Origin of the sequence: Aromatoleum aromaticum EbN1 (assembly GCF_000025965.1) — a bacterium.
GTDB lineage: Bacteria > Pseudomonadota > Gammaproteobacteria > Burkholderiales > Rhodocyclaceae > Aromatoleum > Aromatoleum aromaticum.
Genome location: NC_006823.1, coordinates 151,823 through 166,283 on the forward strand (window position 1 = coordinate 151,823; position 14,461 = coordinate 166,283).

Genomic DNA, 14,461 nt, shown 5'->3' on the forward strand with positions numbered 1-14,461 from the left:
AGCGCAAAGGAATTAGGACTTACACCGTTTTTTGCAAACGCATTGGAGGTAGCCTTGAACAAGGAAGAGGGGGATTTAATCATTCGCGTGGAAACCGCGAGCGATGTGCTTGGGAATGGTGTTTTCTGGGAAGGTCCAGCCAGTCGAGTAAACGAGATTCGGAACATTCCGGCAAGAAAGCTGGCGCATCTCGTCGCCACTGACGGCAAGCCACGCGCCTCCGGCATGTGGCGCGTGTCCGCGATGGCTACGCACCCAAGCACAGATTCTGAGTAAACAGCAAGGAGTATGGAAATGGGATGGAACAGCGGCTACACGGTATTTGAAGCTACGGTCGTCGGGGCCTATGACCTAGGAAAGCTCGATAAAGCGCTGCTGGCGGTGCTTATGGAGCCGTACCGCAGGACAGACATCGACAGCGGCGGTAGCTGTGACCTGACGTCCAAGGATGGCAAAGGTGTCGAGCAGATTGTTATCGAGACCTGGGGGCTGGAAATGCCGACGAACCCATCCTGCGAATCCGACGCCGACCCCGATGCATGGGATGCCTACCACGACGCGGTCTACTGCAAGTTTCGCGAAGTGACTGCGCATTTCGGCTGGGCTTAATCGTAAATTGATTCACATCTAGGAGATTGAAATGACCAACGAGTTCACACGTGAAGCGCGTTACGCGGTTCTCAAGAGCGCAGATGTCATGCAATGCCTGACGGTAAGCGAGCTTATCGAGCTACAACGCATTCAGGCTAAGGTGGAAGAGCACCGCGCAGAGATTGGGAAGCCGCCGTTGGATTGCGTCGTCGTCGAGTCGGACTGGCCGGAATACGCGCCGACGTGGCGGGCAATTGAAGCGCGGGTGACCGGCGCGGAGCAGCCGACATCGCATGCATTTGACGACAGCGCAACGATTGCGGGCCTTGAGTCGGCAGTGTCACACCTAAGCGCATGCCTTGACGAATTTCGGGCTCTGCTGGTTGAGGTGAATGACGTATGCGGACGCGATGGGCACGGCGGACCACTCGAAGAGGGAGAGTCGGAAATCATCGACAAAGTTCGCGCCGCGCTTTCAATGAGGACAGAAGCCAGACCACAAGAACCGAAGGAAATTTGCAAGTAGCTATGTTCGTTTGCGCAAAGCTATGTAATTTACACGAGTCTTCCCAAGAAGATGCAGCAGGCCATCCGTCACCAGCGTAGATACGGAGAGGCTTTGACGACTGGACGTTCAGCCTGTACGAGCACCGAACTTTGGTTCTGAAAGACTGATCCTGATCCACGCGCCCCTTCAAGAGGGGCGTTTTTTTCTTCTGCCCTGCTACCCTGATTTTACCCGATGAGCAAAATGCGCAACTTCACTCCCCTACCAATCATGCTTTCCTGCACAAGGCCTTTCCGCTGTTCGTGAATCCACCCGGCGCCTATGCGGACGCCCGGCGAGGTCGAGTCGAGCAAGCGCTCGAAGGCGGGTCCGACTTGCCGCGCATACAGCGACGCGTTGCCAAATGCGCAGAAGGCCGATTCAGGGTCTTCCGGAACTGTGATTGCTAGAGCATTCGGGAAAGTTGATGCCTCCACCAAACTTGCAGGGTCCAGATCCCCAAACATGATCACGGGCAGACTGTATGCGGATAGGAACGCCAGGACGTTGTCCATGCGGCTCTCGGTGGCGTCGCCGCGGTAGATGACCAACGCGTCTGCGTATCCGGCCTCGAGGAGGGCTTCGGCAATCTCGGTGCGGAGCAGGCCGTCGAAGACCTCGTAGTTCTCGACCACCAGGGCGACAGGATGCCCGAGGGCGGTGATCTCCCGCCAGTTGATGTCCACGTGGGCATAGTCGGGCAGGCTCAGGTGCCGACCGGAGAGTTTCAAGGCCTGCCCAGGGACTGCTTTTAACGAAATCCGGTCCCGTTTGACTGCGCCCCGGGCGAGCTTTTCTTCGTGCCCAAGATCCAGCGCCTCGGCGCGGGTGAGGCCTTGCCAGGCGCCCGGCTTCACTTGAGCGGCGTCGATGCCGGCCTTGGCCTTGAGCAGCGATGCAATCTCGGCCTTGTCCTTGTCGGAGAAGCGCACGCGTGTGGTGCCGACAGGGAAGCCGATCCCGTAGCGCTGACGAAAATCCTTGAGGCCGGCGCCATCGAGGAATTGAGTCTCGGGGCTCTGAACGATTCGGATCAATGTGTCGATCAGGCGCTTTTCCACAGGCTCAGATCCTTGATCAGAAGGTTTCCGGTGGAGAAAGGCCCCTCGCGACAGTGTTCGTCGTAGCCAATCTCGAGGCCATTGGTGATGCTGGTCCTTTTGGCGAGCATATCGAGCGCGAGCTCGAGCCAGAGTGTGTCGTCGAGCTCGAGCTCAGTTGCATGCTCAGCCCGCCATTGCCGCACTGATACGGGCGCTTGGGCGGCCTTGGCATCCTTGAGCATCTGTCGAAGGGCAAGGACGTGCGGCGGCACCTTGACGATGACCTTGGCGGGGACTTCCTCCGCGGTGAGGGCGCCCGCCTCGCGTCTTTTGCGCGGGCTCTGATCCGCTTTGATTGATTGGGCGATCTCGACCAGCGTGTCCTCGCAAGCGGCATGCGTGACGTCGGGGTGCGCTGCAATCGGAAGGCCTGGCGAGCGCTCGAGCCAGGCTGGCAGATCGGAGGTGTTGTCCCAGGCGCGAGGCTCGTAGTCGGGGGTCTTCTTGAGAAAGAGCCACATCTGCTGGATGCGTTTCGCGCGGGCTTCGATCTTGCGGAATTCGAAGAGGAATTGGCGCAGCGTCTCGTAAATGGTCTGGAGCGTGCTTCGAAAGACTGGGATGCGCGCAAAAAGCTGCGTTCGCAAAAGCGTCTCGATACGCGGAAACGCCTGGATGCGCTCCAGGAGATCGGAGAGATGGAAGGACTCGAGCACTTGAACGAGGGTATGCGTAGCGGCTAAGTAAAATTCATTTTGCAGCTTCTTCGCAGCAAGCGAGGTGACGGCCGCGAACCGGGTTTCGATGTTCGCCTGCAGGTTGGTGATGAAGCCCTGAAGGCTGTCGTTGATCTCGAAAACCGTTTGCGAGATCTCGTCTTCGTAGCTGTCCGTTGCGGCTTGATCGTCCTCGTTGAAGGCTGCGATGTAGAAGTCGGTCAGCTTCTCCAGGTGGGCGAAGATCGCGCCGATGTCGCCTGAGCTTTGAAGGATGCGGTGCGAACTGAAGGCCGATGCGAGAAAGCGCCGCAAGCTGCTATGCAGGCGGTACTCGTCCGGGGAATGTGGCACGAAGACCCGCTGCTGCTGCAGGACTTCGATCGCCTTGCGATTCTCATCGGTACGGATGACGGAGCCTTGATGATAGGCCTCAGAGACGAGATGCCTGTGGGCATGGAGACGCTCGAAGAGCGTGACAGTCACGTCGCGTGTCATAGCATGCGCATCTGATCAGGTTGATCATCGGAGGACTCCTCGACGATCTTCTCGTTGGCCATCAGGAACTCGATGACCTCGACCAGGAAGTCGAGCTTGCCGGTGAACGCGTAGACCTCGCGATCGCGATCAAGCTGGACCAGATACCCGCTCTTGGCAACCTGCGTGAAGACCTTGTCGAGCATGCTCCGAGTGGTCGAATCCGCTGCTGTGAAATCCCTTCCCAGTGAGGCGAAGTTGCGAAGCTCGTCGACAAGTTGAGGGTTTGTCGTCACAGCCCGCAGGATCGACGGGTAGTCAATCCGCTCGCCTGGCGAGGGGGCCTCCTCGTTCCTCAGTGCCTGCATGACGAACTTAAGGAAGTTCACCATCGGCCGCAACTCGTGCTTGATTTCGGCAAAGAGCCGCTTCACTTCGGTGCGCTCATCGGCACCGATGCGTTCAAAGGCCATGTAGTAGGCGTGCCCGCCTGCCGTGCAGGCGAGCCGGCGGCCGATCCGGCGCAGGTACGCATCGACGTCGTTGCGCATTGCGTCTTCTTCGAGGGCGCGAAAGGCTTCAGGCGCGGTGGTTTCGCACAGGAACTTTCCGCCGAGAAGCCGCATGGCGATCACATCAAACATGGTCCGCATCCTCCTCAAGCGTGATCGTGGCGCAGCCAGGATTGTTCTCGAGCTTGCTGCTCCCCTGTGGATCTGCTGCCTGCGGCGACTGCGAGGTTTCGAGCGACCGGTCCTCGTGCGCGAGTTCGGCCTCCATGTCGTCATCCAACACGACGCTGGCGATTCGCCGTTCTTCGAGGATCGTGTAACGGTGCGCGAAGAGGCGCAGCACCTCGGGGTCGGCGTCGGGGAACGCGCTGATCAAGGTCACACGATGCCGATCGAGCAGATTGAAGAGACGCTCGGTGTTCGCCAGATCAAGATTCTTGAGCTCGTCAACGGCACAGACGACCTGTACCGGCGCATCCTTGCGCACACGCTGCAGGAAGCCCAGGAACAGCACGATCAGGATGAGGTACGAGATGCCGTTCGAGCTCACGTGTTCGAGCGTCTTTTCATCGCGCACGGTCACGTGCCGGCCGTTCTCGACGAGATCGATCTCGAGCTGGATCAGATCGACCAGGTCTGCGGAGAGCGTGCTCTCACGCTCGAAGCATTGAGACACCCGGCGCAAGGCCTGGCAGAACTCCTGGTGAGGCAAGTCATCGTCCTGGCGTTCGACCCATAATCTGAACTCCTCGCTCAGCGCCCGAATACTGGGCCAGTAGTTGAGGGTATCGACGGTGGTCTGGATGCGGGCCTGGACGTTCGTGATTTTCTCGAAATCGGCCGAGGAATCGATGCACGTTTGAAGCTCACGGGAAAAGCTCTGCGTGCGATTCTTGAAGGTGCTCAAGGCGCCGTAGAACTCATCGACGGTCTGCCCGAGCAGCGAGGCACCATCACGCAAGACACGACGCGCCTCCAGGTGCCTGCTACCAAACCATTCCTGGATGGCCGGAAGCCACTCGCGCCCTCCCTTGCTCTGTGTCGCGAGATCGCTGCGATAGCTTTCGTAGAAGCGGTCGGGTGCGGTCCCACGGTGCTTAGTGAAAGCCCGCAGGATGACACCCACGTCGTCTTCGATCTTCTTCTCTGCATCAAGCTTGGCGCTCTCGTTGGTGCGCTTGAGCTCATCGAGGTAGGCAAGCGTATGGGCTGCCTCATGGGCGGCTTGGGCTGCATCCGCGTCCTCGCGCACGAAGGCGAGCCTTTCGATTCGGAGCCTGACGCCCGAGAGTTCGCCGTCGATGCGGTGCTCCTGCTTCTCGAGTGCATCGAGCTCCTTCATGAACGCCGCGTTGCGGCGTTCGGCGTCGGCTTGAATCCGCGCGAGTTCGTCCTTTAGGCGGCGAACCTCGGTCTCGATGGTCTCAACTTGGGCGACATAGGCCGGGCGCTGTGGCCATTGGCTTTGAAGCCAGACGTGATACTGCGCGATAGCGGGGCCATCCTTGCGGATTTGCTCGATCGTGGCGTGAAGGGTCGCGATCTCCGTTTCGAGGCGTGAAAGCGTCTGGGGGTCGATGCCTTTGGCGGCAAGACTGCGATGACGCTCCGTTTTCAATCCATCAAGCTGCGCCGCCAGAGCCGTTTGCTCTTTCGCGATGGCTGCTACGATTGCGGCCAGTTTGTCCTTCTTGGTTCCTTCAAGCGCTTTCAAGGCTTGCTGGCGGGCTGTCGTGTTTTCGCGGAGGGTGCGATCGAACGCAGCCAGCATCTGTTTGATTTCGAGTTCGAGCGCCTTCTGCTGCGCGGCGACGTCGCGGCGTTCTTCTTCCGCCTGCTTCTTCGCTCTCGTGCGGCTTTCCTCAAGCTGTCTTTTCAAGGATTGCTGCTCACCGGAGAGGCGACCAAGCCGCTCATCGGCGCCCTGGTAGGTCCGCAAAGCGTCTTCTTCGGCCTTGTCCGCGGCATCGAGTGCGGCCCTCGCTTGCCCGAGGGCTGATTCCTGCGCGGCGTGACGCGCGTGCTCGGCGTCGATGTCGCTCTTGAACTGGGCGATACGCGCCTCGATCGTTTCCTCGTGGGCGTGCCAGGGCGCCTCAATGCGATCGAGCCGCAGGCGCACACCGTACAGGTTCTGCTTCTGCGCTTCGTCGACCTCGGGAACGAGATCGGTGCGCAGCAGCAGCTCGCGCGAAGCGAGTTTTCCGATGTTCTCACGCCAGTCAGGGACCTGAGAACGAAGGAAATGAATCAGCGTACCCGGCGCAGCATCGCCCACCTGCATCGCGGCTTGCAGAGCGCCCTTCTGTTCCTGAAGTCGCGCGTGAATTCGCCCAAGATGGCGGTCGGCTTCATCAAAACGCGTCTTTGCGGCCAGCCTTGCGCGCTGAGCATCCTCACGGCCCTTGCGGGCAGCTTCAAGTGTGCTGCGAGCCTTCTCGCATTCGTCGTCCTTGGCCTCCTTCTGCATCACCAACTCGGGACTGGCTTGCGCATCATTGATGCGGCCGTTGAGCCAACCAATGCGTTCGGCGTAGCCTTTTGCCTCTTCATTGGCTTCACGAAGGGCGCCTTCGTGCTCGTGGCGCAACGCACTCTCGAGGCCCTGGTAATGGGCCTCGCACTCGGCTTTGAGGCGGTCGATTTCTTCGTAGATCGGCGCCCTGCCCTTCTCGATGTCTGCGATCTTTGCTTTGTTGCGTTGGTCCGCCAGAAGCTCTAGCCGTTCGTATTCCTCGGTTACGCTGCGCTGGCTCCCAAGCAATGCGGCAAGGGACTTCTCCTGCAGTTCGAGCTCGGATTGAACCGAAGGCAGACGTTCCTGATCCTGCGCACGGGTCTCGAGCCGCTCGTCCTGATAGCGCTTCGCCTGCGCGTCCAGTCGTTCAAGCTGGGCACGTGCTTGCTTGAGTGCTTCATCCTGGGCTGAAAGGCGCCCTCTCGTCTCGGCCGACTTCTGAGCGACTTGGGCGCGATCGGTTGCGACTTGCTCCTCGAGGGCATTGAGCCCCTCCTTGACCGCTTGAAGCTGTGTCGAGGAGGCCCGCTCGAGCGCCATGAGGTGCCCTTTTGTCAGGCTCAACGAAGCAATCGCCGATTCACGCGTCTTGCTGGCTTCGGCCAGCCCTGCGACCCGCCCTGCCTCGTTCATGACGTCCACGTACGCATCGTGATCGTGAATCCAGACGTCCATCTGGTCACGCTGGGCCCGGATCTCAAGTTGCCCTTCGTCTTGTGCAATGCTCGACACGATGATGGCCCGCAGGTCCCGGAACGTTGCTGCACGCACGAACATGCCGGTCACGATCCGGTCGACATGCGAAAGACGACTCCCGCTACCAGTGAAGGCGAACTGACCAGCCAGGCTGCGCAGTTCACGACGCTCCACGTCGTTCTGGATGATCGAGCGGTACTCGCCACGTGTGAGGGCTCTCGTGCATTGGATACCCTGCTTTTCGACGTGGCGGATGAGTTGGGTGTTGCTCTCCACGATCGATTGCCCGATCACGAAAAGCGCCCGGCGGTACCCCGCTGCGATGAATCGGTACTGAACGCTCTCGCCAGTCACATTCGAATGCAGCACAGCCATGCAGAGCTGCCCGCGGCGAGCGTATTCGAAAACGATGTAGGAAGTGCTGCGCGGAAGGTAGTGGTCAGTGAACGCCTTCTTGCCCTGTTCGCCCTTGAGCATTCGCGCAGCAGCCTCGCCGTAGAAGAGCGGGATGGTGCGCAAGAGTGTGGTCTTGCCGGCGGCATTGATGCCGTTGACGTTGACATGCCCATCGAGCCGCACTTCGCCGATATCGCCCTTGCGATACGAGTCGATCAGGATGATGCGTTCCAGATGGAAGTCGTCAGTGCGCATGGGATCTCGCTCAAATGGGTAACATGTTATCGCTATCTAATAGTATTATCATAGATTCAATCTGAACCTAAAGGATTTCAGTCAGATGGAAGTCGTCAGCCCCAAGCCCTCTGAAGGGGTGCCTAAGCCTCGCAAGAGCGTCGCACACATCGCACGCCTTCACGTACGCAACCGCGAAGGGAAGAGGACGACGATCTCGCTCGATCCAATGGTGATTTCGATACTGGCTGATCAACTTGGCAGCCGGGAGGAAGCGCGTGCCTGGCTCAAGGACGCAGCCTCTAGGACAAAGGCGAGAAAAGGCATCTCGTTCTCGCGCATGGTGCAAACTGCGGCGGTTCGTCAGATTCGCGCGCTATCGTCGGCAGCAACGACCTCCAACCCACTTTAGGACATCACTGTGAACTCAACTGCATTTATCCTGATTGTTATCAGTCACCTTCCCAACTATACGGGAAGCACCATGCTCACACGAACCCCGATCGTGTCGATGCAGGAGTTCGGGACGAGCGCAGCGTGCGAGGATGCGAAGGCCTACATCGAAAATACCATTCTCGAAATCCGCAAGAATCACAACGGCAACCCCACTTGGTCTCATGGCATGTACCAGCACATGGAGTGCAAGCCGAAGGGCTGAACACTCCTGCTATGCTTGTGGGCTGAAGTCACACTCCCGTTGCTTTTTCATGCCGCCCACGACCCCAGCCCAGCTCATCATCAAGTGGAAGAACAACCCGCTCTCCGAGCGTGCCGGCTCACAAGCCTTCTTCCTCGACCTCTGCAGCGTGCTCGGCGTGGAGCCGCCGAACGACCCCGACACCTACTGCTTCGAGCGCGGCGCCACCCGAACGGGCGCGTGCCATGGCTGGGCAGACGTCTGGAAGCGCGGACACTTCGGCTGGGAGAACAAAGGCCCCGGTGGGGATCTGTCCGGTGCGCTACGTCAGCTCATGACCTACGCCCTCGCCCTCGACAACCCGCCGCTGCTGGTCGTCAGTAATCGCGAGATCACCCAGATCCACACCCACTTCACCGGCACGCCGAGCGAGACCTACACGATCCGCCTCGAGGACATCGGCACACCGGAGAACCTGCAGCGCTTGCGCTGGCTGTTCACCGACCCCGAGAAGTTCCGTCCTGGTCGAACGGTGCTCGACATCACGGCCGATGCGGCCGGCCGCTTTGCCGATGTCGCGCAGTCCATGACCGAGCGTGACCACGACCCCGCAAAGGTGGCGCACTTCCTCATCCAGTGCCTGTTCTGCATGTTCGCGGAAGACATCGGCCTGCTACCCAAAAAGCTTTTCGAGCGGGTGATCGCGAAGCGCCAGGGCGACCCGGCCAAACTCGCAGCCTCGATGGCGGAGATGTTCGAGGCCATGCGCAAGGGCGGCGATTTCCTCCTGGAAGACATCGCCTACTTCAACGGAGGATTGTTCGAGCACGTGGAGGTGCTCGAACTCGCCCCTGAAGAGATCAGTGCCCTGCTTGCCGCAAGCCGCATGGACTGGAGCGCGATCGAGCCCTCGATCCTCGGAACCTTGTTCGAACGCGGCCTTGATCCGAAGGTGCGCGCCCCGCTTGGGGCGAACTACACCGATCCGACCACGATCATGAAGCTCGTGAAGCCGGTGATCGTCGAACCGCTCGAACGCGAATGGGAAGCCGCCAAGACCAGGATCGCCCCCCTGGTCGAGAAGTACCACGCCGGCGGAAAGGGCTCGCAGAAGGCCGAACAGGAAGCACAGGTGCTTTTCCTGGGCTATCTGGAGCGCCTGAAGATCTTCCGCGTCCTTGATCCGGCCTGCGGCTCCGGCAACTTCCTGTATCTCGCCTTGCGTGCGCTGAAGGACCTCGAGCACCGCGCCAACCTAGATGCCGAGGCGCTTGGGCTGCATCGCCAGCTGACGATCGAGACCAGCCCCGACAACGTGCGCGGCATCGAGATCAACGCCTACGCCGCGGAGCTCGCACGAGTGACGGTCTGGATCGGCGAGATTCAATGGATGCTCAAACACGGCTACGACTGCCGGAGAAACCCGATCCTCGCGCGCCTGGACCACATCGAGAACCGCGATGCGCTGCTGAACCCGGACTGCACCGAGGCGGAATGGCCGGTGGTCGACGTGATCGTAGGCAATCCCCCGTTCCTCGGCGACAAGCGCATGCGTGGCGAACTCGGCGCCGAGATGACCGCGAAGATCCGGGCCTGCTACGAGGGCCGGGTTCCCGGGGGCGCAGACCTCGTGCTCTACTGGTTTGAGAAGGCCCGAGCGCAAATCGAGGCCAAGCGCTGCGAGTCGGCCGGCCTCGTCGCGACAAACTCGATCCGCGGGGGGGCGAACCGAAAGGTGCTGGACCGCATTGTCGAGAGCACCCGGATCTTCAGGGCGTGGAGCGATGAGCCGTGGGTGAATGAAGGCGCCGCAGTACGGGTGTCGCTGGTCTGCTTCGGGAATCGCACCGACGCGGTGCTTGATGGGCGCCCAGTGCAGGAGGTTCACGCAGACCTGACTGCTACTGACGGAGGGCACGACTCGCCCAGCGACCTCACGGCAGCGCAAGCCCTCATCGAGAACGAAGGGGTCGCTTTCAGCGGGATCACGAAAAAGGGGAAGTTCGACCTGACCCGGGCGGAAGCGATCGAGCTGCTCCTGTACGGCGGAAATCCGCATGGAAGGCCAAACTCTGACGTCGTCGTCCCATGGATGAATGGCGACGGGGTCACAGGCCGGAATCCGGAGTCATGGATCATCAGCTTCGGTGAGCGCACAGAGGACGAGGCTCGCTGCTACGAGGGCCCGTATGCTCGGGTCGAGCTTCTTGTGAAGGAGCAACGGCTCGCAACTGGATCACCGGCGGAGAAGCGCGACTGGTGGAAGCTGGGCCGACGGGCGCCTGCCATGTTCGACGCCATCGCCCCACTGGAGCGCTTTATTGTGACGCCAGAAACGGCAAAGCACCGAGTCTTCGTGTGGATGAAGCCGCCGATCATTCCTGACAAGAATCTGGTAGTGATAGCTCGGGCGGACGACGTCACCTTCGGCGTGATCCACAGCCGCCTCCACGAGGTATGGGCGCTCCGAATGGGAACGAGCCTAGAGGACCGCCCCAGGTACACATCGAAGTCGACGTTTCGGACCTTCCCTTTCCCCGCTGGCATGACGCCCGCCGACACGGCCGCAGGCGCCCCGACTGGCCCCCAGGCTGAAGCGATCGCCGCCACTGCCCGCCGGCTCAACGAGTTGCGAGAGAACTGGCTGAACCCGGCTGAATGGGTCGATCGCATCCCGGAAGTCGTGCCGGGCTACCCTGACCGGATCATTCCGAAACCTGGCCACGAGGCCGAGCTGAAGAAGCGCACGCTGACGAACCTCTACAACCTTCGCCCGGCCTGGCTTGATGGCGCACACAAAACGCTGGATGTCGCTGTCGCTGCAGCCTACGGCTGGACGGACTACACGCCTGAAATGCCCGATGACGAGATCCTTCGCAGGCTGCTGGCGTTGAATCTATTTCAAAACTGACTCTGCGAAGATGTACAAACACACCCATTACTTACTTTGTTTTTTGCTGCTTACTCCTCACGCATACGCTCTCGAAGGCAAGGTGGTCGGCGTGACCGATGGGGATACCCTGGCCATCCTCGACGTCACTAAAAGCCAACACCGCATACGCCTAGCTGAAATTGACGCCCCGGACATGCAAACAAGCTTTCGGGCAGCGGGCCAAGCAAGCACTCTCCAAGCTCTGTTTTGGAAAACACGCAGAGGTTCGCAACACCAGCGCAGATCGCTACCAGCGCGTCGTGGGCACTGTCTATTGCGACGGTTTGAATGCCAACAGCGAGCTTGTGCGACAGGGCATGGCCTGGGTGTACGTGCAGTACGCCAGCAAGTCCTCCCCGCTTTTTGCCTTGGAAACAACGGCTCGAACCAAAAAACTAGGCCTTTGGGCAGATCCTCATGCAACGCCCCCCTGGGAATGGCGTCGCGCAGGACGCGCCGGTACCGGGCGCCCGATCGCGAGCCTGGCGCCAACTAGCATCGACGAAGCCTCATCAAGTAGCTCTGTGCGAGGCAATCGTCGCTCAAAGGTCTACCATTTGTTTCACTGTCCTAGCTACGACGCAGTCGGCCCGCAGAATCGTGTGGAGTTTTCGTCAGAGCGGGCCGCAGCCTCTGCCGGCTTTCGCAAGGCCGGCAACTGCCGGTGAGATCAGCACTGAGCGGCAGGGAACCTGGCCTCGCAACCACGGTCAGTGTCGTCGACAAGCGACGCACACAGGCGCCCGTTCGGGCTGCCCGAAAGACAACAAAAGCAAGGGAGACAGACATGCGTATTGATTTAAGTTGCGATGAAGCGAACTCAACCCATACTCTGCGTGAGTACGCGACGGGCCGGATCCGTACCGCGATCGGCCGCTTTCGTGATCACATCCAGTGGGCTCGCGTGAAGGTTGCGAACGTGCGCGATCCGAGCGGCAGCCAGAAGCGCTGCGTCGTTCAGTTACGACTCCGTAACCTGCCCGATGTGGTCTTTGCCATCACGCAGCTCGAGGCACGGGCAGCCGTTGACGAGGCGGCCAACCGCCTTGCTCGAGTCTTGGCGCAAAGGGTGCGGCGTAATCGACCGGCCAGGCATCAAAGCCTTTCGGCCTTGCCCGTGTGACCGCAATTCGGTAGCTTTCGCCTACCCGCAGCCAACATACAACCATCTCCCAAGGGGACCGCGCCTGATGCAAAACCGTATGACGATGACGCGCACCGACGCCTCGGTGCTGTCGACCAACAAGGTCATCCGCAACACCTACATGTTGCTGTCGCTAACGCTGGCGTTCTCGGCGCTAACCGCCGGGCTGTCGATGGCCATGGGTGCCCCGCGCCTGGGGATCATCGTTACGCTCGCAGGCTACTTCGGCCTGCTGTTTGCGACCACCAAGTTCCGCAACAGCAGCCTCGGCATCGTGTTCGTGTTCGCGCTGACCGGCTTCATGGGCTTCACCCTCGGCCCGATCATCTCATCCTATTTGGCGCTGCCCAACGGCGCCAGCATCGTGATGCAGGCGATGGCCGGCACAGCGGCGATCTTCCTGGGTCTGTCGGCCTACGCGGTGACGAGCAAGAAGGACTTCTCCTTCATGGGCGGTTTCCTGATGGTCGGCATCCTGGTCGCCTTCCTGGCCGGCCTGGGCGCGATCTTCTTCGAGATCCCGGCGCTGTCGCTGACCGTGTCGGCGGCCTTCGTGCTGCTGATGTCGGGCCTCATCCTGTACGAGACCAGCAACATCATCCACGGCGGCGAGACCAACTACATCATGGCCACGGTGTCGCTGTTCGTGTCGATCTTCAACCTCTTCACCAGCCTGCTGCACCTGCTTGGCTTCGCCAACAGCGACTAAGCCAGAGGTTACTCCTCGAGGCCAGCCTGAGGCCGCACAGAGATCGTTCTCTTGTGCGGCCTTCTCTTTTTGAGATCAGTCTTTCGACCCCGCCTTCCAGCGCAAGCCCCACTGATACCGCTCATCGAGTTGCACGTGGCCGGCGAAGTATTCGCCGAGCTTGGTGATCTTCAGGTTGCCGCCTTCGTTCTCGATCATCGCGATCGCGCACATGTTCTTGCTGTTGTCGTGGTTATCCAGGCGAACCTCTACCGGAGGATGGCCAGGAACGGTCAGCGTGACGACCCCGTCAGCTTGCCCCCAATTGGCCACGCCCTCGTAGATGAAAGCGTAGATACAGACCCGTTGGAGGTCTTTCAGATGATCGCCGTTGATGTACAGAAACTCGCCCGACGAATTCGCCCCTGTACGATCGTCCCCTGCCATGTGGATGTACGGTGCGCGGTTGAAGTCCCCGAAGGTGTTCCCGAGGGCTTGCACGGCACCCTTGTGGCCATCGGACAGCTCGAAGAGACACCCAAGGTCCAGGTCGATGCCAGACGACTTTGCTTTCCCGAACACGCCACCGAGAAAACCCCGTTTTTCTTGAGTCTGCCCCGACGACCAGTTCAGGTTGCACACGATTCGCCCGTGCCCGGCTTGCCCGCGCTTCTCGAGCGAGATCTTTTCACCCCGCTTCTCAAGCGTGATCTTCGATAGGGATACCTTCGGCGGCGCTGGAGGAGGCGGTGCTGCCGGAGCGGGACGCTGTTGCGCTGGCGCGGGAGCGGGCTTCTCGGCTACTGATCCGCCAAAGTGCTGTACCAACGCATCCAGGCCACCGTTGAACCCCTGGCTCACTGCACAAAGCCGCCACGCCCCGTCCTTCCTGTAGAACTCCAGAAGCATGACGGCACGCTCGGAGGCAAAGTGTCCCCCATCAAAGCGATAGCAGCCGGCTACGCTCGAGCCGTTTTTCAGGGACACAGAGGAGGCGCCAAGCTGCCGCATAGTTCCGGCACCGTCTATCGCGACGGTCATCACCAGCGCATCGATCGAGGCAGGCAGCCGCGCCAGATCAAAATCGAACTTGCCTTGCCCTGCGAACTTCACCGCTCCGCAAGGCGTTGCAGGCTGATTGAAGAAGGTCATGTAGCGCTCGTCGGAGAGCTTTCGAACACCGTCCAGACCAAAGCACGCCACATCCACCGTCAACGGCCCTGCGTTCAGATCCACCGTGACAGAAAACGCACCATCCGACAGCCCCATCGCTTCAAGTTTCAATCGTTGTCCGCGCGTGAAATCCATTTTTTAACCATTCCTCTTTTCA

14 protein-coding genes are annotated in these 14,461 nt (G+C 60.3%); 9 read left to right on the top strand and 5 right to left on the bottom strand.

What is annotated here, in order from left to right; all coding sequences use genetic code 11:
• Positions 1-54 precede the first annotated feature (54 nt).
• The 3 genes from EBN1_RS21480 to EBN1_RS21490 are packed head-to-tail and all read left to right on the top strand — an operon-like array spanning position 55 to position 1,117.
• Complete coding sequence (locus tag EBN1_RS21480; RefSeq protein ID WP_011254715.1) at positions 55-276, top strand: hypothetical protein; 222 nt, start codon at positions 55-57, stop codon at positions 274-276.
• 18 nt (positions 277-294) lie between these two features.
• Positions 295-609 (top strand): hypothetical protein, encoded by a 315-nt coding sequence (locus tag EBN1_RS21485; RefSeq protein ID WP_011254714.1) that lies wholly within the window; start codon positions 295-297, stop codon positions 607-609.
• Positions 610-640: 31 nt separating this feature from the next.
• Entirely contained in the window at positions 641-1,117 is a 477-nt protein-coding gene (locus tag EBN1_RS21490; protein WP_011254713.1) for a hypothetical protein, read from the top strand.
• A 209-nt stretch (positions 1,118-1,326) separates the two neighbouring features.
• Here the strand turns inward: EBN1_RS21490 and EBN1_RS21495 are convergent, their stop codons facing one another.
• Genes EBN1_RS21495 through EBN1_RS21510 form a run of 4 tightly spaced genes read right to left on the bottom strand, consistent with a single transcriptional unit; the run spans position 1,327 to position 7,751 of the window.
• On the bottom strand, positions 1,327-2,199 hold the full coding sequence (locus tag EBN1_RS21495; protein ID WP_011254712.1) for a DUF7281 domain-containing protein: 873 nt from the start codon (positions 2,197-2,199) through the stop codon (positions 1,327-1,329).
• Entirely contained in the window at positions 2,184-3,383 is a 1,200-nt protein-coding gene (locus EBN1_RS21500) for a hypothetical protein (protein WP_157866776.1), read from the bottom strand. Before EBN1_RS21500 ends, EBN1_RS21495 begins: the two co-directional genes overlap by 16 nt.
• An 8-nt stretch (positions 3,384-3,391) precedes the next feature.
• On the bottom strand, positions 3,392-4,018 hold the full coding sequence (locus EBN1_RS21505) for a condensin complex protein MksE (RefSeq protein ID WP_011254710.1): 627 nt from the start codon (positions 4,016-4,018) through the stop codon (positions 3,392-3,394).
• The gene (locus EBN1_RS21510) at positions 4,011-7,751 is read right to left on the bottom strand and encodes an ATP-binding protein (protein WP_011254709.1); all 3,741 of its coding nucleotides are present in this window, start codon (positions 7,749-7,751) and stop codon (positions 4,011-4,013) included. Before EBN1_RS21510 ends, EBN1_RS21505 begins: the two co-directional genes overlap by 8 nt.
• An 85-nt stretch (positions 7,752-7,836) precedes the next feature.
• Between EBN1_RS21510 and EBN1_RS21515 the strand changes: the two genes are divergently transcribed.
• From EBN1_RS21515 to EBN1_RS21540, 6 genes are all read left to right on the top strand, one after another.
• On the top strand, positions 7,837-8,142 hold the full coding sequence (locus EBN1_RS21515; protein ID WP_011254708.1) for a hypothetical protein: 306 nt from the start codon (positions 7,837-7,839) through the stop codon (positions 8,140-8,142).
• A gap of 72 nt (positions 8,143-8,214) precedes the next feature.
• Entirely contained in the window at positions 8,215-8,388 is a 174-nt protein-coding gene (locus EBN1_RS21520) for a hypothetical protein (protein WP_157866777.1), read from the top strand.
• Positions 8,389-8,437: 49 nt separating this feature from the next.
• Entirely contained in the window at positions 8,438-11,278 is a 2,841-nt protein-coding gene (locus EBN1_RS21525) for a class I SAM-dependent DNA methyltransferase (RefSeq protein WP_011254707.1), read from the top strand.
• 161 nt (positions 11,279-11,439) lie between these two features.
• Entirely contained in the window at positions 11,440-11,967 is a 528-nt protein-coding gene (locus tag EBN1_RS22925; RefSeq protein WP_083783041.1) for a thermonuclease family protein, read from the top strand.
• 119 nt (positions 11,968-12,086) lie between these two features.
• Positions 12,087-12,422 carry an HPF/RaiA family ribosome-associated protein gene (locus EBN1_RS21535; protein ID WP_011254704.1) on the top strand — a complete coding sequence of 112 codons (336 nt, stop codon included), beginning with the start codon at positions 12,087-12,089 and terminating at the stop codon, positions 12,420-12,422.
• A 67-nt stretch (positions 12,423-12,489) separates the two neighbouring features.
• Positions 12,490-13,152, top strand: coding sequence for a Bax inhibitor-1/YccA family protein (locus tag EBN1_RS21540; protein WP_011254703.1), 663 nt, complete (start codon positions 12,490-12,492; stop codon positions 13,150-13,152).
• 75 nt (positions 13,153-13,227) lie between these two features.
• Here the strand turns inward: EBN1_RS21540 and EBN1_RS21545 are convergent, their stop codons facing one another.
• The gene (locus tag EBN1_RS21545) at positions 13,228-14,439 is read right to left on the bottom strand and encodes a TerD family protein (protein ID WP_011254702.1); all 1,212 of its coding nucleotides are present in this window, start codon (positions 14,437-14,439) and stop codon (positions 13,228-13,230) included.
• Between the last annotated feature and the right edge of the window lie 22 nt (positions 14,440-14,461).